This window comes from Rhizobium sp. BK196 (assembly GCF_014193255.1).
Classification (GTDB): domain Bacteria; phylum Pseudomonadota; class Alphaproteobacteria; order Rhizobiales; family Rhizobiaceae; genus Rhizobium.
Genome location: NZ_JACHZB010000002.1, coordinates 53,133 through 72,193, shown reverse-complemented (window position 1 = coordinate 72,193; position 19,061 = coordinate 53,133). Strand labels below are relative to the sequence as shown.

At 60.1% G+C, this 19,061-nt stretch carries 17 protein-coding genes; 4 read left to right on the top strand and 13 right to left on the bottom strand.

Annotation, left to right across the window (positions count from 1 at the left end; genetic code table 11):
• Nucleotides 1-39: 39 nt before the first annotated feature.
• From FHT78_RS06990 to ehuB, 7 genes are all read right to left on the bottom strand, one after another.
• A complete protein-coding gene (locus FHT78_RS06990) occupies nucleotides 40-552 on the bottom strand; it encodes an Lrp/AsnC family transcriptional regulator (protein WP_183742010.1) in 513 nt (170 codons plus the stop codon).
• Between the two features lie 39 nt (nucleotides 553-591).
• Nucleotides 592-1,584, bottom strand: coding sequence for a cyclodeaminase (locus tag FHT78_RS06985; protein WP_183742008.1), 993 nt, complete (start codon nucleotides 1,582-1,584; stop codon nucleotides 592-594).
• Entirely contained in the window at nucleotides 1,574-2,593 is a 1,020-nt protein-coding gene (gene eutB / locus FHT78_RS06980) for a hydroxyectoine utilization dehydratase EutB (RefSeq protein WP_183742006.1), read from the bottom strand. Before eutB ends, FHT78_RS06985 begins: the two co-directional genes overlap by 11 nt.
• Nucleotides 2,590-3,366 carry an ectoine/hydroxyectoine ABC transporter ATP-binding protein EhuA gene (ehuA, locus tag FHT78_RS06975; protein ID WP_183742004.1) on the bottom strand — a complete coding sequence of 259 codons (777 nt, stop codon included), beginning with the start codon at nucleotides 3,364-3,366 and terminating at the stop codon, nucleotides 2,590-2,592. Before ehuA ends, eutB begins: the two co-directional genes overlap by 4 nt.
• Nucleotides 3,363-4,058 carry an ectoine/hydroxyectoine ABC transporter permease subunit EhuD gene (gene ehuD, locus FHT78_RS06970; RefSeq protein WP_183742003.1) on the bottom strand — a complete coding sequence of 232 codons (696 nt, stop codon included), beginning with the start codon at nucleotides 4,056-4,058 and terminating at the stop codon, nucleotides 3,363-3,365. Before ehuD ends, ehuA begins: the two co-directional genes overlap by 4 nt.
• Nucleotides 4,059-4,062: 4 nt before the next feature.
• Complete coding sequence (gene ehuC / locus FHT78_RS06965; RefSeq protein ID WP_183742001.1) at nucleotides 4,063-4,734, bottom strand: ectoine/hydroxyectoine ABC transporter permease subunit EhuC; 672 nt, start codon at nucleotides 4,732-4,734, stop codon at nucleotides 4,063-4,065.
• 109 nt (nucleotides 4,735-4,843) lie between these two features.
• On the bottom strand, nucleotides 4,844-5,704 hold the full coding sequence (ehuB, locus tag FHT78_RS06960) for an ectoine/hydroxyectoine ABC transporter substrate-binding protein EhuB (RefSeq protein ID WP_183741999.1): 861 nt from the start codon (nucleotides 5,702-5,704) through the stop codon (nucleotides 4,844-4,846).
• A 182-nt stretch (nucleotides 5,705-5,886) separates the two neighbouring features.
• On the opposite strand from ehuB, the gene FHT78_RS06955 reads away from it, so the two are divergent.
• The 4 genes from FHT78_RS06955 to FHT78_RS06940 all read left to right on the top strand — a co-directional run bounded on the left by FHT78_RS06955 (nucleotide 5,887) and on the right by FHT78_RS06940 (nucleotide 10,127).
• A complete protein-coding gene (locus FHT78_RS06955; protein WP_183741997.1) occupies nucleotides 5,887-7,071 on the top strand; it encodes a M24 family metallopeptidase in 1,185 nt (394 codons plus the stop codon).
• A gap of 3 nt (nucleotides 7,072-7,074) precedes the next feature.
• The gene (gene argE, locus FHT78_RS06950; RefSeq protein ID WP_183741995.1) at nucleotides 7,075-8,229 is read left to right on the top strand and encodes an acetylornithine deacetylase; all 1,155 of its coding nucleotides are present in this window, start codon (nucleotides 7,075-7,077) and stop codon (nucleotides 8,227-8,229) included.
• 39 nt (nucleotides 8,230-8,268) lie between these two features.
• The gene (locus tag FHT78_RS06945; RefSeq protein ID WP_246715176.1) at nucleotides 8,269-9,000 is read left to right on the top strand and encodes a GntR family transcriptional regulator; all 732 of its coding nucleotides are present in this window, start codon (nucleotides 8,269-8,271) and stop codon (nucleotides 8,998-9,000) included.
• A gap of 149 nt (nucleotides 9,001-9,149) precedes the next feature.
• Nucleotides 9,150-10,127, top strand: coding sequence for a L,D-transpeptidase (locus tag FHT78_RS06940; protein ID WP_183741993.1), 978 nt, complete (start codon nucleotides 9,150-9,152; stop codon nucleotides 10,125-10,127).
• Nucleotides 10,128-10,195: 68 nt separating this feature from the next.
• Here FHT78_RS06940 and FHT78_RS06935 read toward each other — a convergent pair whose 3' ends face one another.
• The 6 genes from FHT78_RS06935 to FHT78_RS06910 form a co-directional block, all read right to left on the bottom strand.
• Nucleotides 10,196-12,142 carry a nucleoside-diphosphate sugar epimerase/dehydratase gene (locus FHT78_RS06935; protein WP_183743399.1) on the bottom strand — a complete coding sequence of 649 codons (1,947 nt, stop codon included), beginning with the start codon at nucleotides 12,140-12,142 and terminating at the stop codon, nucleotides 10,196-10,198.
• A gap of 166 nt (nucleotides 12,143-12,308) precedes the next feature.
• Nucleotides 12,309-12,869 carry a sugar transferase gene (locus FHT78_RS06930; protein ID WP_183741992.1) on the bottom strand — a complete coding sequence of 187 codons (561 nt, stop codon included), beginning with the start codon at nucleotides 12,867-12,869 and terminating at the stop codon, nucleotides 12,309-12,311.
• Between the two features lie 357 nt (nucleotides 12,870-13,226).
• Complete coding sequence (gene repC / locus FHT78_RS06925; protein WP_183741990.1) at nucleotides 13,227-14,438, bottom strand: plasmid replication protein RepC; 1,212 nt, start codon at nucleotides 14,436-14,438, stop codon at nucleotides 13,227-13,229.
• A 209-nt stretch (nucleotides 14,439-14,647) separates the two neighbouring features.
• Nucleotides 14,648-15,640 carry a plasmid partitioning protein RepB gene (repB, locus tag FHT78_RS06920; protein WP_183741988.1) on the bottom strand — a complete coding sequence of 331 codons (993 nt, stop codon included), beginning with the start codon at nucleotides 15,638-15,640 and terminating at the stop codon, nucleotides 14,648-14,650.
• A 193-nt stretch (nucleotides 15,641-15,833) separates the two neighbouring features.
• Complete coding sequence (repA, locus tag FHT78_RS06915) at nucleotides 15,834-17,054, bottom strand: plasmid partitioning protein RepA (protein ID WP_183741986.1); 1,221 nt, start codon at nucleotides 17,052-17,054, stop codon at nucleotides 15,834-15,836.
• 729 nt (nucleotides 17,055-17,783) lie between these two features.
• Nucleotides 17,784-19,061: an L-fuconate dehydratase gene (locus FHT78_RS06910; protein ID WP_183741984.1), complete on the bottom strand. Its 1,278-nt coding sequence runs from the start codon at nucleotides 19,059-19,061 to the stop codon at nucleotides 17,784-17,786.

Genomic DNA, 19,061 nt, shown 5'->3' with positions numbered 1-19,061 from the left:
AAGTCTCTTCTGGCGGCCTCGCCGGCAGAGAGAGCATCTCTATTCGCCACCCGCGCCGGCGTTTTCGTCTGTCCATTCCGCAAGCAACAGATCGAAGGGCAATGGTGCCTGCTCCTTGACCGGCTTGGTGACGATGTAGCTGTAATAGCGCGCAAGCCCCAGCGGCTCGTCCAGGAGCGTATCCATCAGCCGCTGATAGCTGTCGACATCGCGGCTAACGATCTGCAGCAGATAATCGAACCCACCGCCGATCGCCCAGCAACCGACGATCTCCTCCCTTGTCTTGACGGTGCGCTCGAACATTTGGAAAGCCTGCGATCGATGTCGTTCCAGTTCGACGGTCACGAAGACGGTAACGCTTGCGGCTATCGGCTTCAGGCTGATGTCAGCCCGATAGCTACGAATGATGCCCGCCTTTTCCAGCCGGTTCAGCCGCTCCCAACAGGGGCTCGGTGAGAGGTTGATACGGCTTGCAAGCTCCGCCTTGGAGATGCGCGCTTCCCGCGAGAGCACCTTGAGAATCTCGATGTCGCGGCTGTCGAGCTTCAGCATGGCGATGTGCCGCAACAGGAAGGCGTGATCAAGACCACCTCAGACCTCCATCACCGTTCCGGCGGCGGCTGCAGCACACAGCCGGCGGGCAAAGGTTGCGATCGCGGTGTCCTGCGCGCCGGTGCCGGTGAGATCGCAGATGGTGATATCCGCCTGGCTGAGGCGGCCGGCAGCGAGCCCGCTCGCCACGGCGCCGAGTTCGGCAGGTGCTGCTTTCTGCCAGAGGCCGGCGGCGACGGCGCTTCTGAGCTCGCCCAAGATCTCGCACTGGCTGACGCGGTCGCAGATATAGGCGTGCGCCGCAACGAGCGCCTTCGGATCGATCTCGTTCTTCTCCGACTGATCGGAGCCCATCGCCGTGATATGAAGGCCGGGATGCAACCATTCAGCCTTCAGGATCGGCTGGAACGACGGCGTGGTCGTGACGACCAGCTGGCTTTCGGCAACCAGCCGCGCCGGATCTGCCTCGACCATGGCCTCGATACCGAGCGTGCGGGCGATATCGCTGGCGCAGATTTCTGCCTTGGCCAGGTCACGGCCCCAAACGAGAACCCTGCCGAATGGGCGCACGAGATGAGCCGCTTGAATTTGCAGGCGGGCCTGGACGCCGGTTCCCATCACTCCGGCCGTCTCGACCTGCGCGGGCGCCAGATGGCGGGCGGCCACGGCTCCGGCGGCCGCCGTGCGGATGTCCGTCAGGTAGCCATTGTCCAATAGCAGCGCTTCGACGAGACCTGTGGTGGCGGAGAAGAGGATCATCAGACCGTTGAGGCTCGGCAGGCCGATCTTCGGATTGTCGAAGAAACCCGGGCTCACCTTGATGGCGAAACCATCGAAACCCGGAATATACGCCGTCTTCACGTCGACCTCGCCGTTGACCGCAGGGATCGCCATCGACAGGATCGGCGGCATGATAACGTCACCCGTCGCCAATGCCTTGAAGGCGTCCTCGACGACATCGACTGCGTTAAGATCGAGACGAACCGCCTTGCGCAGTTCCGTCTCCGTCAGGATCATGATGTCATGCGCCATAGCGCCGTCCTTCCAGAAGAGTGCCGCCGAGCGTCACCGGTTCGCCCGAGACGATCCGGGTAAAGGTCGGCATGTCGAGATTGCGGCCGGTGAGGATGGTCGCAGCCGGTCCTTCGGGCAGCGCGACCTTGCCCGAGAGAACTGCGGCAAGGCCGACCACGCCGGCACCCTCGGCCACGATGCGCTCCTCGTGGTAGACCACCTGCATGGCGTTGTAGATGTCCGCCTCGCCGATCAGCACCGTCTCGTCGAGAAGATCCCTGCAAAGATCGAAGGTGAGGCGGTTGTGGAGGCCGATGCCGCCGCCGAGCGAATCTGCAAGACTTGCCACCTCTTCCACCTCCACCGGCCTGCCGGCGGAAATCGAGGCAACCATCGCAGCTCCCCGGTCCATGGAAATTCCGATCGTGCGGATCTTCGGATTGATGGCCTTGGCCGCCAGCGCCACACCGGCTGCAAGCCCCCCGCCGGACAAAGGGATCAGCAGCGAGGCGATATCGGAACGGTCCTCCAGCATCTCCAGCCCGATCGTCCCCTGCCCGGTAATCACGTCGGCATGATCGAAGGGCGGTATCTCGACGAAGCCCTCTTCCGCACAGAGACGGCTGCTTTCGGCCTGCGCGTCGTCCTGGCTCCGGCCGACGATGCGTATGTCTGCGCCGAGCGCCCGGATGCCGTCGACTTTGGCCTGCGGCACCAGCGACGACATGCACACGACGGCCCTAATGCCTCTGGCGCGGGCGGCGTAAGCAACGCCGCGCCCGTGATTGCCGGTCGAGCAGCAGACGACGCCTTGCGTTTCGGCCGGCAGGCGGGCGATCGCATTGGCCGCCCCGCGGATCTTGAAGGCGCCAACCGGCTGGGCGATCTCCAGCTTCAGCAGAAAATCGCGTCCCGACTTCTGCGTCATGAAGATGGATGGAACGAGCGGGGTGCGGACCGCATCTTTGGCGATCCGGGCGCGCGCCGCCAGCACGTCGGCAAGCGTGATCGGGTCGCCTCCGCTCATTGGCCCTCCGTGACCGCCCTTAAGAACTGCTGCGTGCGCTCCTTCTGCGGATTGCCGAAGATTTCGGCAGGCGTTCCCTCCTCGTGAATCTTGCCCTTGTCGAAAAAGCAGACACGGTCCGAGATCTCACGCGCAAAGCGCATTTCATGCGTCACCATCAGCATGGTCAGATCGTGCTCGGAGGCAAGCCGGCGAATGACAGTCAGCACCTCGCCGACGAGTTCCGGGTCAAGCGCCGAGGTCGGTTCGTCGAAGAGCATGATGCGCGGGCGCATGGCAAGGGCACGCGCGATCCCGACGCGTTGCTGCTGGCCGCCGGAAAGCTGGCCGGGAAACTTGTGGGCGTGGTCCGTCAGACCGACGAGTTGAAGCAGCTCCTCCGCCCGCTCCTTCGCCTCGGTTTTCGACAGACCAAGCACCACGCGCGGCGCTTCCATAAGGTTGCGCAACACTGTCATATGCGGAAACAGATTGAACTGCTGGAAGACCATGCCGAGCTGCTTGCGCATGCCGCGAAGGTGGTTTTCGCCGGCTGCCACAAGGGCACCGTTCTTCCGCTCGTGCCACAGCGGATCGCCGCCGACATAGACCGCGCCGCCATTGATCTTTTCGAGTGTCATCAGGATGCGCAGCACGGTCGACTTGCCCGAGCCCGAGGGGCCGATGATGGTGACTTTCTCGCCCGGGGAGACGCTGAAATCCAGGTCGTTGATGACGACGAAATCGCCATAGGACTTCTTGACCTTGTCGAAGACAATGACCGGCTCGCTCATCTTAGCGGAATTCCTCTCTTCGGGAGGTTGATGTCGACATACCGCACGAGCGCGGAGGCGAGGATCGTCAGGAGCAGATAGATCCCGCCGACCATCGATAGCGGCACCAGATAGTCGAACGTCTGATCGCCGATGATCTTGGCGACGTTCAGCATCTCGAGCACGGTGACGACCGACAGCACCGGCACGTCCTTCATGATCGACACGAGATAGTTGCCGAGTGCCGGGATGATGCGCGGAATGGCTTGTGGCAGGATGATATGGGTAAAGGACCGGTGCGGCGGCAGATCGAGCGCCTTGGATGCCTCGTGTTGGCCGTGCGGCACCGCATCGATGCCGGCGCGATAGACCTCCGACGTATAGGCGCTGTACTGTATACCGAGCGCCAGCGCCCCGGTCATGAAAGCCGGCAGGACGATGCCGTAGTCGGGCAGCACGTAATAGAGGAAGAACAGCTGCACGAGCAGCGGGGTATCGCGGATGAATTCCGTGACGAAGGTGGCAGGCCAGGAAACGACGCGCGACGGCGCGCCCTTGAGGACGGCGAGGACCAGCCCGATCACCATGGCGACGAAAAAGCCGAGGATCGAGGCCTCGATGGTGACGACGAGCCCGCGCAGCAATATCGGCAGGATCGAGAGCGCGAAGGCCAGCTCGCCGTGGGTCGTATCCCATTCATATCCGAACAGCATCCGGCTACCTCCTCACGCCGCGCCAGCGGCCAAGGGCGTTTTCGAGCATGCGCATGGCAAGTGACAGGACAAGCGCCATGCCGAAATACATGAACAGGATGATCGTGTAGATCGTTGTGGAATCCTGATAGAAGTTGCGCAGCTGCTCGGCCTTGAAGGCAAGATCGGCGAGGCTGACGAGCGAGACGAGCGCCGTGTCCTTGAGGTTCTGGACCGCCAGATTGGAAAAACTGGGCATCATTTCCGGAACAGCCTGCGGCAGAGCCACCCGGAAAAGCGCCTGACGCGAGGTGAAGTTCAGCGCGGTTGCCGCCTCGTACTGATTGCGGCTGACAGCCTCAATTGCGCCGCGAACCACCTCGGCACCATAAGCGCCGATGTTGAGCGCAAGCGCCAGAACCCCGGCTGCGACCGGTGGCAGCCGAAGGTCGAGACCGACCATATCGCCGGCGATCGGCAGGGCGAAATAGAGCCAGAACAGCTGGACCAGAAGTGACGTGCCGCGAAAGACCTCGATATAGACGATCGAGAAGCCCCTGATGAACCAGTTGCCGGACAGCTTCCCGATGCCGAACAGGAACGAGAAGAGTCCGCCGAGTATCGTCGAATAGACGGTGAGCTCGATGGTGATCCAGGCACCCTCCATGAGAGGGCCGAGATAGTCCGTCCAGTGCATCCGCAGCGTTCCCCATCGGTTTTAAGGTGGCTCACGTCGAAACGGCAGCGACCGGAGCTTTGCGAAATCCGCCTCGGCCAGCCGTATCGACCGATGCAATCCGTGCGGATTACATAGCGCAGAGCTCCTTGGTCGTCTTGGCCGACGAACCTTCGATGTCTGCCGGGGTAAAGCCGTAGCCGGAGAGGATCTTCTTCCACTCATCGGTCTTCTTGAAGGCTTCGAGTTCCTTGTTGAAGGCATCGCGCAGATCGGTGGAACTGGAATTGAAGTTGAAACCACCCCAGCTTCGCACTTCCTTGCCATCGACGACCGGGTCTTTGAACTTATCGACGATCTGGACCTTGTCGCTCTTGCCGGCAAGTTCGCTTGCGGTCAGGCCGGTTGCCGCATAGGCATCGGCGCGACCGGTCGAGACGGTCGAGATCGCATCGGAGTTAGCCGCGATCGTGACGATGTTGGCTTCCGGCACGCCAAGCGCCTGCATCATGTGAAGCTGGTCGGCACCGGCCATGATCGCGACCTTCATGCCGCCCTTGGAAAAATCGGAATAGCCGCTCAGACCCTTCGGATTGCCCTTGGCGACCAGCAGGCCCTCACCGTAGGACGTATTGGGCTCGGAATAGATGACCTTCTGGCAGCGTTCCGGCCGGATCGCCATCTCGCTCGCCGTCATGTCGAAGCGATTGGCCTGCAGGCCGGGGATCAGCGAGGAGAAATTAGTAACCACCCACTGGATGTTATCGGCCGAAATGCCGAGCTTGCCGAGCACGGCTGTGGCAACGTCCGGGCCTGCTCCCTTTGCCGCCCCGCTGGGGTCCATAAAGCCATAAGGAATTTCGTTGGCGACCGCGACGCGGATAAAGCCGCGATCCTGCACTTCCTTCAGCGTGACTGCACCCGCCACCGAGGCGCCGACGGAGACGAGGATTGCCGTCGCCAACGCCGTTTTGAACATGCTCCGTTTCATTCGCTTGCTCCCGTTTTTTTCTCTGCTGGTTCCACACGTGTTTTCTTATGTTGTACACAACAGCATCGAATTTATGGGTGTGTCAATATTTTTCTTGCATTTTTTTACCGAATATAGCCTCATTCTCGTGCACTTGTACACAAATCCAGCATTTGCCTAATTCGTTGACTTTCGGAGGACCGATGATCGCCAAGCGCCTTCCCTTCTCGCGGGACGAGTTTTCCCGCCGGCTGACAAAAACCCGTGCCGCCATGGCAGCAAAGGGGATCGACGTTCTCTTCGTCGAGGATCCCTCGAACATGGCCTGGCTGACGGGCTATGACGGCTGGTCCTTCTACGTGCATCAGGGCGTCATCGTTTTTCACGACGAGGACCCGATCTGGTGGGGTCGCAGGCAGGATGCCAACGGTGCCTACCGCACCGTCTGGATGGACGACGGCCAGGTGACTTTCTACGCAGACAACTACGTGCAGTCGACCGAGCGCCACCCGATGCAGACCTTGGCGGCGATCCTGCGCGAAAAAGGATATGGGACCAAACGGGTCGGCCTCGAATTCGATAACTACTATTTCTCCGCCAAGGCCTATCTGACGCTGAAGGACGAGCTGCCGGCGGCCGATCTCATCGATGCGACCGCCCTCGTCAACTGGCAGCGCACCGTCAAGAGCGGCGAAGAGATCGCCTTCATGCGCAAGGCCGCCCGCATTTCCGAAAAGATTGTCGACGGCATCGTCGAACGCATGCGGCCCGGACTGAAAAAGAACGAACTCGTCGCCGACATTCTCGGCGACGCCGTGCGCGGGACGGACGACGCCTGGGGCGATTACGCGGCGATCGTCCCCCTTTTGCCGAGCGGATCCGATGCTGCCGCCCCGCACCTCACCTGGGACGGTCGCGAGACGGAAGGCGGAACGGCCACCTTCTTCGAGATCGCCGGCTGCTACCGCCGCTATCACGTGCCCTTCTGCCGGACAGTCTTCCTCGGCACACCGCCGGCCTTCCTGCTGGAGGCCGAAAAAGCTCTCGTCGAGGGGCTGGAAGCCGGGTTGGAAGCGGCACGTGCCGGCAACCGCGCCTGCGATATCGCCAATGCCCTTGCTGCGCCGCTCGAACGCGCCGGTATCGAGCGCGGCGCACGCTGCGGCTATCCGGTCGGGCTTTCCTATCCGCCGGACTGGGGCGAACGCACGATCTCGTTGCGCGAAGAGGATCAGACCGTGCTGCAGCCGGGCATGACCTTCCACTTCATGCCGGGGCTTTGGATGCAGGATTGGGGCATGGAGATCACCGAGACGATCCTCATCCGCGAAAACGGCGCGGCCGAATGCCTGTGCGACCGGCCGCGCAAGCTTTTCGTCAAGGATTGATGCATGTCGCTTGAAGCAACCCGATCGATTTTATCCGATCTCATCGCCTTTCCGACCGTCTCGTCAGACAGCAACCTGACGCTGATCGACTATGCCGCCGAACGGCTGAGCCAATCCGGCGCGCGTGTTTTTCTGACGAAGGACGCAACCGGCCTCAAGGCAAATCTCTTTGCCTCGATCGGCCCGGACTGCGATGGCGGTATCGTTCTGTCCGGCCATACAGATGTCGTGCCTGCCGATGAGAGCGAGTGGCAGTCCGACCCGTTTTCGGCGCGCGAGGCCGACGGCCTGATCTATGGACGCGGCGCCTGCGACATGAAGGGCTTCATCGCCGCCGCGCTTGCCATGGCGCCCGACTATGCGAGCCTGAATCTCAAAAGGCCCATTCACTTCGCTTTCACTTACGATGAGGAAGTGGGTTGTCTCGGCGGCCAGCAGCTCGTTACCGAGCTGGCGCGCCGGGGGATCAAGCCTTCTGTCGCCATCATCGGCGAGCCCACCGACATGCGGATCATCGAGGGACACAAGGGCTGCTACGAATATACGACCGAATTTACAGGGCTGGAGGGTCACGCATCCAATCCTGATCTCGGGGTCAACGCGATCGAATATGCCGTGCGCTATATCGGTCGGCTCCTCGAGATCGGTGGCGAGCTTCGCCAAACCGTGCCGTCGAGCCCCTTCACACCTCCCTGGACGACGATACAGGCCGGACGGATCGAAGGTGGAAAGGCGCGAAACGTGATTGCCGGTCATTGCGCCGTCGAATGGGAAATGCGCCCGGTGCGAGGGGCCGATGTCGACTACGTGAAACGTCGCATCGCCGCCTATTGCGAAGAAGTGCTTCTGCCCTCGATGCGCGCCGTTTCGCCGTCAGCCTGCATCCATACGCATGTCGTCGGCGAGATCGACGGGCTGGAACCCGTGACCGACAACGAGGCGCGCGCCATCGTTTCGGCTCTGACGGGCGCAACGACGGCCGATGTCGTCTCTTTCGGAACGGAAGCCGGCCTTTTCCAGAAACTTGGCATTTCCACTGTCGTTTGCGGACCGGGCTCGATCGATCAGGCCCACAAGCCGGACGAATTCATCAGTTGCGCGCAGTTGAAGGCGTGTCTGGATATGCTAAGCGGATTGAAGCAGAGGCTCACCGCCTGAGGAAGGCGACGGTGCAGCCGTTGGAGGGGTCACCGCACCATGCAGGATCACGAGACGAAAGTCGACGAGGCAATGGCGAGATCGGCAAAGCCGACCGGAACCGATGAAACGCAGGTCAACGCGGCCCGCGAGCGCTTCCAGCGGATTTATTCGATCCTCAGAGGCCGGATCTGCATGCTCGATTATCCACCGGGCACCCGGCTGAGCGAGGAAGCGCTCGCCGCCGAATTCGGCATCAGCCGCACGCCGGTGCGCCGTGTTCTGGGCTGGCTGGAATCGCAAGGGCTTCTGCGCTCGGTCCAAGGCGTCGGCACGATCGTCACCGATGTCGAGATCGGTGCTTTCGCCCAGGTTTACCAGCTGAGAATGGAATTGGCCGAACTCGTCGGCAAGCTCTCGCCTGTCCCGCCGAGCCAGGAGACGATCCGCCTTTTTCACGAACTCGAAGCACGCGGCGTCGAGCTGGTTGCCCGTCCCGATCCGCGAAATTTCGCCCAGCTCAACATCGATCTTTTCCACGCGCTTATGCGCCTCACCGAAAACGAACCGCTGCGGGAGATTTCAGAACGCCTGTATTATCAGACTGCCCGCATCTGGCTGAAGTCCATTTCGCATATGGATCTTGCCGAAGAAGTCGCAGTCTTTGCTCGTGAGATCGCGGAAATCCGCACCGCTGTCGAAATCGGCGACGTCAGCGCTGCCGCCTATATCCGCCGCTCCCATATTTCCATGAGCTTCGTGCGCCTAAGCAACACCTCGGCCCTGCGATGAAAGCGGGAATGCCGCAGGCCTGTTGCACCGGCCAGCAGAAAGCTCGAGTGAGCTGATTGTTGCAGTCTGATCTGATTGTTCCAAAGAACCGAATTTGGTATCGCCAGAGGCCCTGAAGGAACCTTTTCATCCGATATCGCTTAAACAGCATGATCAAATTCATGCTCGTCAGCGGCTTCATATCGCTTGCAATCTACGGCGTCGGCAACGCCCAGCAACTTGCGGCCGGGACCATCAATGACGCGTCGATCAACGACATCTCCCCAGACCCTCCGAAAGAACGATCGACGACGCCGGATCCGGCAATCATCCATCTTCAGGTTCTGCTGGACCGCGCCGGCGCCTCCCCCGGCGTGATCGATGGCTTTTACGGTGAAAACGTCGTCAAGGCGATTGCCGGTTTCGAGATCATGCAGCGTCTTCCGGTCGACGGAAAGCCCGATCCGCAGATGCTCTCCCGGCTGCAGGACGATCAACAGGTGATCGGTTCCTATGTCATTGCGCAGGATGATGCCGCCGATCTCGTCGAGACCATTCCGAAGGACTACGCCAAACAAGCAAAGATGAAACATCTCGGCTACACGAGCGTCGCCGAGCGGCTGGCCGAGCGCTTTCACATGGACATCGATCTTTTGAAGGCATTAAACCACGGCGCTCGATTCGATCCGGGCGAAACAATTTCGGTCACGGTCATCGGCGCGCCAAGAACGGGGAAGGTCAAGCGTATCGAGGCTCGCCGCAAAAGCGGCGAGGTTCTGGCCTTTGCCGACGACGGATCTGTTCTTGCAGTCTACCCGGCGACGATCGGCAGCGAAGATAACCCCTCACCGACTGGTCACCACAAGGTAAACGGCGTCGCCCGAAACCCCAAATACACCTACAATCCCAAGATCAATTTTCAGCAGGGTCATAACAAGGAGCTCCTGAAGTTGCCGAGCGGACCCAACAACCCGGTCGGGACGGTCTGGATCGACCTCTCCGAGCCGACCTACGGCATCCATGGAACGCCGGAGCCTTCGCTGATCGACAAGGCCGGTTCGCACGGCTGCGTGCGGCTGACAAACTGGGATGTCGAGGAGCTTGCCGGCATGGTGAAGCCCGGCGTCGTCGTCGACTTCGTAGACTGAGCGACTTTCCGACCGAACGGGAAGCGGACGAACATTTCGAAGAAGCCCGGCACAAAGCCAGGCTCCGACTACGCGGCCGTATTGGCCTCAGCAGCACTCAGCGCCAGATCGGTCACCTCGCCGGTCGAGGCATAGCCGGAGACGAGTTCGGCAAGCATCAGGCGGGCGGCCGGTATGTCGTTGCGATCCAGCGCTGCATCGAGTGCCCTAAGGCGTTTGGAAAGTTCCGGCCAGGAGAGGAAATCCTCGCGCGCCTTCATGATGCGGGGATGCTGCGTCGTCTCGGGATTGTCGCCGATCAGCAGTTCTTCGTAGAGCTTTTCGCCGGGCCTGAGACCGGTGACCGAAAGCTCGATATCGCCTTCAGGATTATCCTCACTGCGCACCGTCAGGCCGGAAAGATCGATCATCCGGCGCGCTAGATCGGCAATGCGCACCGGTTCGCCCATATCGAGCAGGAAGACATCGCCGCCATCGGCCATGGCCCCGGCCTGGATGACGAGCTGAGAAGCCTCCGAGATCGTCATGAAGTAGCGGGTAATATCGGGATGCGTCAGGGTCACCGGCCCGCCATCCCGGATCTGTTGGCGAAACAGAGGCACGACGGAACCGGAGGAACCCAGCACATTGCCGAAGCGGACCATGGAGAAATTAGTGTGGGTGCGGTTGGCCGCCCGTTCGGCAGAAAGCGCCTGCAGCACCATTTCGGCAAGGCGCTTGCTGGCGCCCATTACGTTGGTCGGCCTCACCGCCTTGTCGGTGCTGATCAGCACGAAGTTCGACACACCGTATTTTTCGGCAGCCTGTGCTGTGATCAGCGTGCCCATGACATTGTTCTTGATGCCTTCTACCGCATTCTGCTCGACGAGCGGCACATGTTTGTAGGCAGCTGCATGATAGAGCGCCTGCGGGCGCCAGCTCATGATGATGTGTTCCATGCGGTCGCGGTCACGCACCGAACAGAGGATCGGCACGATCTGCACCTTCTGCTGCTCGTACACTTCCGAAAGCTTCTGCAGCTCGCCGTGGATCGCATAAAGGGCGTATTCGTTCTGCTCGACGAGGATGAGATGAGTCGGGCTGCTGCGTAGGATCTGGCGGCAGAGCTCACTGCCGATCGAGCCGCCGGCCCCTGTCACCATCACGACCTTGCCGAGTGTGGCCTTGTCGAGCAATTCCTGGCGCGGCGCCACGGCCTCGCGGCCGAGCAGGTCTTCGATTTCGAGTTCGCGGATATCCGAAACGGCAATACGGCCCTGCGCAAGTGCCGTCATATCCGGCAGCGTGCGGACGTTCACCCGCGCCTTGCGGATTTGCTCGAGGATCTCGTTGCGGCGCTGGCGCGATGCCGATGGCAAAGCCAGAAGCACGTTATGGACATTCAGCGTCTGGACCAGTTCGGTCAGGTCGGAGGGATCATAGATCGGCAGGCCGCCCATGATGCCGCCTTTGAGCTTCGGATCATCATCGAGATAACCGACGACATTGAGCTCTGCACTGTTTGTCAGTGCAGCGGCCAGTTGCCGGCCGGAACTGCCCGCGCCATAGATCAGCACCTTTGCCATCGCGCCCTTGTGCAGGATGCGCTGATAGGTGTCGCCAAGCCAGTAGCGGATGCCGAGGCGCGAAAGGCCGATTGCGATCAGCAACAGGAAAGGCTGCAGGATGCCGACGGTACGCGGAATGCCGGGAACGCTAAGCGCGGTGAAAATGGTGGCAAAGGCAACGCCATAGATCGCAATCGCCTTCAGCACTGCCAGGAAAGCGGCAATGCCGGCATAGCGGAAGATCGCCCGGTACATGCCCATGACGACGAAGATCGGCAGGGCCAGACACAGCGATACGAGAACCGCGAGCCACTGCACCCCGGTCAGCACCGTCCATTCGTTCAGGCGGAAACAATAGGCAAGCCAGATGGTCAGAACACAAAGGCTGGAATCGACGATCAGCGCAAGAATACGCTTGGCCGGACGTGGCATCGCCAAGAGCGGCCCGACCAGTGCCTGCATCGACATCCAGGACTGGCTGGTCTTTGATCCGTCATGTGAAGGATCATCATGCATGTTTATACTGCCCATCCATCATTCCAGCCTGATTTCTTCTTGTCCTTTTCGACCTTAAGTGCAACCGAAATAATCGGTGGTCGCGCACGCAACCTGTTCATAACCTTAGCTTGTAGCCTCAATGGGTTATGCCCTTGCTGCCCAATACCTTGCCGACGGTCATTGCCAGGATGCGCATATCCATGAGGAACGAGCGGCGCTGCAGGTAATCGACGTCGAACTTCACCTTTTCGGGGATCGGCAGTTCGTCGCGTCCATTGACCTGCGCCCACCCTGTCAGTCCCGGCAGCAAAGCATCGACACCTTCTGCCGTCCGAAGTGCGATAAGATCGTCCTGATTGTAGAGCGCCGGGCGCGGGCCGACGAAGCTCATCTCACCCTTCAGGATACACCAGAGCTGCGGCAGTTCATCGAGGCTCGACTTGCGCAAGAAGCCGCCGATCGGCGTCAAATAGCGGGAAGGGTCGTCGAGCAGATGCGTGGCGACCGTCGGCGTGTCGATCCGCATGCTGCGGAATTTCGGCATCCGGAATATCTCGTTGCGGCGCCCCACTCGGTTCGACCAGTAAAGCACCGGCCCCGGTGAGGTCAGGCGTACGCAAAGTGCCACGATCCCGATCGGAACGATCAGGATCAGGGATGCTGCCAGAGCCAGGAAAAGATCCGCTGCCCGCTTCAAGTCCGTCCTCGTCTTTCGCACATTCTTTTGGCCTTCGACGGCCTGCCTTGCCCTACCGTCTCGGGCCAATTCACGTCAACGACCCTTTCCGGCCGGGAAGCGCTTTATGCGTTGTTTCTCAGGCAGTTGCGGCAATTCGGCCACCGGTTCTCGGAACAGCGCTTCACGCAACCAATTGAAACAACACGAATATCATACGGTCATGGAAGTTAAAGCCGAGTTCGTTTCCGCCACCTGTCCTTTCCCGCCATGCGGATACGTCTTCCAACCCTCCTGTTGAGGGCACCAAAATCACTCCCTGTGGCTATCCCCCGTGCAAATGACAGTGGCGACAGGCAGATATCATGCTCAGGCGCTTCAGGCCCTCTGCGAAACCGGCTTGTTATGGCGTACGAGAGCCATCAGCATCGGACCAAGAGAGAACTCTCCTCGCGCTCCCTTGCGTGCCAGGTCACGCAGATAGCCGCCAGGCGAGTTGATATGGGTTGCCCGTTCGAGCATGCAGGCGATGACGATAGCGGCGTTTTCGCGGCCGAGGGTACCGCAAGCTGTCTCATAGGTCTCCGGGGTTATCCCGAGCATGGAGCGGACGGTAACGGCTGCGGTAACGAGATCTCGCCAGCCGGTGATCGATCCTCCTTGAGCGTAATCATTGATCTGGGGGCAGGCCTGCAGAACGAGGGCGAGAGGGAAGATTTTCTGGGGTCCGGTTGAGTGAGCCTTTTCCGTTGCTGGTGGCAGCGTGTCCTCTTGCACCGTCGGTGAAGATTCTAATTCAAGAGAGTCTTTATCTGAATTCTGTATGTGCGGTTCATTTTGGACCACACTGGCGCTCATTTTTTTGGAATTATCGAAGCGCGTCAACAGATTGACCAAGTCGGCGCGAAGGTCTTCGAGCTTCAGGCGCACGCCGTCCAGAGCAGAAGCGTCAGGATTGCGGGGCAGACATGCGAGGTGGCGGGTATAGGCAGCCTCGATGTCGTTCCAGTTGCCGGGAACGCCTTCGTCGAGTGCAGCATCGATAAGTTTGCGAACATCACGACGGCAGATCGTCAGACGCTCACGCGCACGTCGGAGTGTCATCCGGTCAGTCTCGATCTTTTGAGCCATGGCGGCGAGTTCCTCGCTGCGGGCAAGAAGCGGCACTAGGCTGAAGCCATAGGCATCTTCTACCTCACCAGAGGTCTTGCGGCGCGCAAAACGTTTTCCATTGGCGCTGTCCTTGCGGATAACAAGCCCGGCATCGACCAGGGCGGCTAGGTGTCGGCGCAGCGTGGTGACGGCGATGCCGTGCGCCCGCACCATCAATTGCCGGTTAGACGGAAAGACGATCATGCTCGCCTCACCGGAGAGATGGCTCTCGGGATAAAAAGAGAGAAGGGCATTCAGCACGGCGAGCGTACGGTCTGAAATGCCGAGCAGCGGACGCGCTTCGCAGATGTTGCGGAAGACTTTCCACTTGTCGACAGACCTACTTGCTTTAACCGATTCGGCCTGAAGCTGACCTTTCATCAAGGCAAGCGACATCGGCCGCCGCCCGAATGGCGTCGTAACAAATCCCGTATCCATTGTGGTTCACCTTATACAAAGGCAAATCATCAGCGCCCGCCAAAACGGCGTTCAAAAACCTTGACAGTGATTCCGGGAAGTGCGATTCTCTGGGTGCTAAACGAGAGAAGAGGGCTTCCGGATGTTTTGTTCGGGGGCCTTTTTCTTTGCCTATTGGCTCCTTTTCCTAACAGTCAAATCTTCATCAGCAGGCCTCAGCCTGCCAGCAGTTATCGTTGTGACCTGACGGCGCCGAACTCCTCGAAGAGTTCATCCAGCCGGGTCGTGAGATACTCGGCAAATTCAGGCACCATGCGTTCGTCAAAGGTAATGCGTGTCTTGTTGCCGGAGCGCTCGATTTGCGCTGCCCTCTGTCCTTGCCGTGTTTTCCAGATCTCGCCTGTCGCCTTCTTGGCATCGCGCACCGCCATCTTCGACAGCAGGTGTTGCAAGCGCTGATCGCTGTCGAGATTGGCAAAGGCTTCGCCCTCGATGATCGCTTCGACCTTCTTGGGCGCGGAAGAAACGGCATCGACGAGAGCCAACCAACGTGCGCGACCTGCCTTCGGCGCCGGGCCGATCGCCAGGATCAGGGTCTGTGGTATGCCTCGGGCGACAGAGATGTAACGGCTGAGATCGGCCTTGTCGGTCGACAGTGCCGCCATAATGACATCACGTGGGTAACCGGCTTCTTCCAGACGAAGGGCAAACAGCGCCTTCTCGATGAAGGAGAGATCCTGCCGGTCGAGATTTTCCTTGCCCTGGGCAATCACCAGTTCGTTGTCGCTCAAGTTCTGAACGATTGCCTTGACCTTCAGCCCAAGCTTTGCGGCCGCACGCAGGCGGCGACGGCCGTAAGCGATCTGGTAGTGCCCCTCCTTTTCAGGGTCGGGACGGACCAGGATCGGCACCTTCTGGCCGTGCTCGGAAATGCTTTTTGCCAGCGCATCGAAATCAGCATCGCGCTCCACCGGGATGCGGTCGCTGATCGAGGAGTTGGAAATATCCGACGGTTCGATGTCCAGAACGTGGAAGCCAGAGGAAATCTGCGCCTGCAGCCGGCCGGCAGAGCGCGCCGCTTCGGTCATTTCCTGCAGTGATGCACCCATGGCCGAGACGGCGCCGGTGCGCACGCGGTCCGGATTCTTCTCGACACCGGCAGATGGCGTCGGCGTATCGGCCTTGCGCATGAAGATCGAATTGACGGTATCGCGTCGGCTCATCAACTCTCTCCTTTCCAGTCGGATGCCGGCAAGCCGAAAGAGCGCAGTTGGGAGCTCCCAACGCGCTTATGGGCTGCCGATGGACGGAGGGATGTCAGGAAAGTGCACAAACGGCGGTAACCCCTGTTGGGAGCTCCCAACAGGGCGGTCGTCTCGAAGAAACCGGAAAAATCGCCGTCGACGAGGCAGAACGTCATATGCGCCCCCATGCTTGCCGGATCAGCGTCTCGACCTCTCCGTTGACGGCATCGAGGGCTTCCATCGCGCGGTCGTAGGTCGAGCGCGTCAGGTTCTCGCGGCCGATCTCATAAAGCGTCTGCTTGGTGAGGCCGGCATCGGACACCGCTGCCGATTTCACCATCGCATTGATCATGACGTGATCATCAAACAGATTGCGTAGGAGAGCCGCCACCTTCGTCTGCGGCGCATCCTGAGGTTCGTATCGAGTGAGCAGATATCGAATGAAATCGTAGTTGAGCTCGCCGCCGGCTTCGCGCACGACGGAAAGAAGGTCATGCGTCATCAGCAGGAACTGGCTCATGGAGGCCACATCCAGCATCTGCGGATGTACCGTGACGATCATCGAGGTCGCGGCACAAAGACCGCTCAGCGTCAAATATCCGAGCTGCGGCGGGCAATCGAGGACCACGACATCATAGTTCTCGGCGACATCGTCGAGCGCCTTGGCCACGCGCATGAAGAACACGCCCTCGCCATCCCGGGAGCCGCGCATCAGCGCGCGCGGCGTCGTGTGCTCGAATTCCATGAGTTCGAGATTGCCGGGGATGAGATCAAGGCCATCGAAATAGGTCTTGCGCACGACTTCTGAGAGGGGACGTCGCTCCTCGTCGTAGCGGATCGCTGCGTAGAGTGTCTCGTTCGAACGGACATCCGTTTCCGGCATGACGCCGAGCATCGCTGACATGCTGGCCTGCGGATCGAGATCGAGAGCGAGCACGCGGTAACCCTGCAGCGCAAGATATTGCGCCAGATGTACGGATGTCGTGGTCTTGCCCGATCCGCCCTTGAAGTTGGTGACGGCGATGACCTGAAGATGTTCGTTCTCTTTGCGGCGCGGCAGGAAATCATGCGCCTCGCGGCCGCGGGCGGACGCGGCAAGCAGGGCGCGCAGTTCGTTGAGCTGACGCAGGGAATAGAGGCGCCGGCCGTTGCTGCCGACATCGGGCTGCGGGCCTTCGCCGGCAAGCGTCATCTTGCGCAAGGTCGAATCCGAGACGCCGATCAGCTTGGCCGCCTCGCCGGAGGTAAAGCGGCGCAGCGTCTTGCTCGCGGTCGGCGGAAACAGGGCTTCGCTGATCGCCTGCAACTGCGAACTGATCGTCGACGCATGAGCGCCGATCGTCTCGTCGACGCTACGTTGAAGGGTCCGAGAAGTCCTTTGTGGCTTGCTCACGCTCTAATCTTTCATCACGGAAAAACACCAGAAACGGCTGTTTATCCGTGACGATTACCGATCGGAGCGATTCTGGCAAGCTACTCCAGCAGATCAAGGCTTTGGCGGCAGCGGTCGCGATCATGAGTTTACGACAGAAGGATTACAATTTCCGCTGATATCTCCGATAGTTAACAGAAATTCAATTCGCCTTGCCATGCTGTGCCATCCTCATATCATTTTTGCGATCGCTGCGGCAAAGCCGATGTTTTGATCCGGCAGACGGTCCCTGGCGCATCCCATTGAGAAGAATCAGCTATTACCGATTCCTAATCTTTGCCGGCAAAGGATGTGATGACCAAAGGGACGAGGGCCTTATTGCCTCAATCCTCTGAGGCGTCGTCGAAGACAAAGAGCGCCTGTTTCGAAATCCGGAAGACGAGATCACGTCTGTCTGGAACGCCGATCTGATAAAAAGTCTCTCTGACATCTTTTGTCGGTGGTTGGGCGTACCGGAAATTGGACAGGTCTGTGGCGGAATCAATCTGTCTATTTGATTCCGTTTCGATGAAAGATGTATGAAAAACCAGCGCGTTAGGAACACGCGAAATACGCTGCCGAAGCACGCGAAGTGGGCTCTTTCAAGCCCGTCTTCGTAGATCAAACTTATAAAGGATCCGGGATGTTTCCGCAATAACCGGCATTGCCCTATCCCCAGCGGACAGCCGAGAAGACGTGATGCCGCCCGCCCTAGCCGCTGAATGTGTAACCGGCAATCGAGGCCGGCTTCATCTCGATTGAGAACCCGGGTCGGGTCGGCGGCATATAGGCCGCGTCCTTGATGATGCAGGGATCGAGGAAATGTTCATGCAGGTGGTCGACATATTCGATGACGCGGCCATCCTTGGTGCCTGATACCGCCACGTAATCGATCATCGACAGGTGTTGCACATATTCGCAGAGCCCGACACCGCCGGCGTGCGGCCAGACCGGCAGGCCGAATTTGGCCGCCACCAGCAGCACCGCCAGCACTTCGTTCAGCCCGCCCATGCGGCAGGAATCGATCTGCACGATGTCGATCGCGCCCTCGGCGATGAACTGCTTGAACATGATACGGTTCTGGCACATCTCGCCGGTCGCGACCTTCACCGGGGAAATGCCCTGGCGGATCTTGCGGTGGCCGGCGACATCGTCGGGGCTCGTCGGCTCTTCGATGAAGAAAGGCTTTGCGAAGGAAAGCTGCTTGACCCAGTCGATCGCCTGGCCGACCTCCCAGACCTGGTTGGCGTCGATCATCAGGTAACGATCTGGACCGATCACCTCGCGGGCAATCCTCAAGCGGCGGATATCGTCTTCCAGATCGCGGCCGACCTTCATCTTGATGTGGTTGAAGCCAGCATCGATCGCCTCCTGGCAGAGCCGGCGCAGCTTCTCGTCCTCGTAGCCGAGCCAGCCGGCCGAGGTCGTGTAGCAAGCATACCCTTCCTTTTCGAGCGTGGCGATGCGCGCCGCCTTGCCGGGCTCGGCTTGTCTGAGGATGGCGATCGCCTCATCGCGCGTCAGCACGTCGGTGAGGTAGCGGTAATCGACGATATCGGCGATCTCCTCGGCCGGCATGTCTGCAACGATGCGCCAGACTGGTTTGCCCGCCTCCTTGGCAAGCAGATCCCAAACGGCGTTGACGATCGCGCCGGTCGCCAGATGGATCGCGCCCTTTTCAGGGCCGATCCACCGAAGCTGGCTGTCGCTGGTCAGATGCCGCCAATATTTGCCGGGGTGAGCGATCACGTTTGAAAGTTCGGTGCCGACGACGAGATGCCGCATCGCTTCGATCGCCGCACAGCAAATGTCGTTGCCGCGGCCGATGGTAAAGGTCAGGCCGTGGCCGGCAAGCCCGGGCTTGTCGGTTTCCAGGATCACATAGGCGGCGGAATAATCCGGATCCGGGTTCATCGCATCTGAACCATCGAGACTTTGCGAGGTGGGAAAGCGAAGGTCGACAACGCGGAGGTCGGTGATGCGGGTCAT

What these genes read in the sequence shown, in the direction of transcription:
- FHT78_RS06990 (WP_183742010.1), bottom strand. Translation starts at nt 552, where the DNA reads ATGCTGAAGCTCGACAGCCGCGACATCGAGATTCTCAAGGTGCTCTCG.
- FHT78_RS06985 (WP_183742008.1), bottom strand. Translation starts at nt 1,584, where the DNA reads ATGGCGCATGACATCATGATCCTGACGGAGACGGAACTGCGCAAGGCG.
- eutB (WP_183742006.1), bottom strand. Translation starts at nt 2,593, where the DNA reads ATGAGCGGAGGCGACCCGATCACGCTTGCCGACGTGCTGGCGGCGCGC.
- ehuA (WP_183742004.1), bottom strand. Translation starts at nt 3,366, where the DNA reads ATGAGCGAGCCGGTCATTGTCTTCGACAAGGTCAAGAAGTCCTATGGC.
- ehuD (WP_183742003.1), bottom strand. Translation starts at nt 4,058, where the DNA reads ATGCTGTTCGGATATGAATGGGATACGACCCACGGCGAGCTGGCCTTC.
- ehuC (WP_183742001.1), bottom strand. Translation starts at nt 4,734, where the DNA reads ATGCACTGGACGGACTATCTCGGCCCTCTCATGGAGGGTGCCTGGATC.
- ehuB (WP_183741999.1), bottom strand. Translation starts at nt 5,704, where the DNA reads ATGAAACGGAGCATGTTCAAAACGGCGTTGGCGACGGCAATCCTCGTC.
- FHT78_RS06955 (WP_183741997.1), top strand. Translation starts at nt 5,887, where the DNA reads ATGATCGCCAAGCGCCTTCCCTTCTCGCGGGACGAGTTTTCCCGCCGG.
- argE (WP_183741995.1), top strand. Translation starts at nt 7,075, where the DNA reads ATGTCGCTTGAAGCAACCCGATCGATTTTATCCGATCTCATCGCCTTT.
- FHT78_RS06945 (WP_246715176.1), top strand. Translation starts at nt 8,269, where the DNA reads ATGCAGGATCACGAGACGAAAGTCGACGAGGCAATGGCGAGATCGGCA.
- FHT78_RS06940 (WP_183741993.1), top strand. Translation starts at nt 9,150, where the DNA reads ATGATCAAATTCATGCTCGTCAGCGGCTTCATATCGCTTGCAATCTAC.
- FHT78_RS06935 (WP_183743399.1), bottom strand. Translation starts at nt 12,142, where the DNA reads ATGTCGATGCAGGCACTGGTCGGGCCGCTCTTGGCGATGCCACGTCCG.
- repC (WP_183741990.1), bottom strand. Translation starts at nt 14,438, where the DNA reads ATGGATACGGGATTTGTTACGACGCCATTCGGGCGGCGGCCGATGTCG.
- repB (WP_183741988.1), bottom strand. Translation starts at nt 15,640, where the DNA reads ATGAGCCGACGCGATACCGTCAATTCGATCTTCATGCGCAAGGCCGAT.
- FHT78_RS06910 (WP_183741984.1), bottom strand. Translation starts at nt 19,061, where the DNA reads ATGACCCGCATCACCGACCTCCGCGTTGTCGACCTTCGCTTTCCCACC.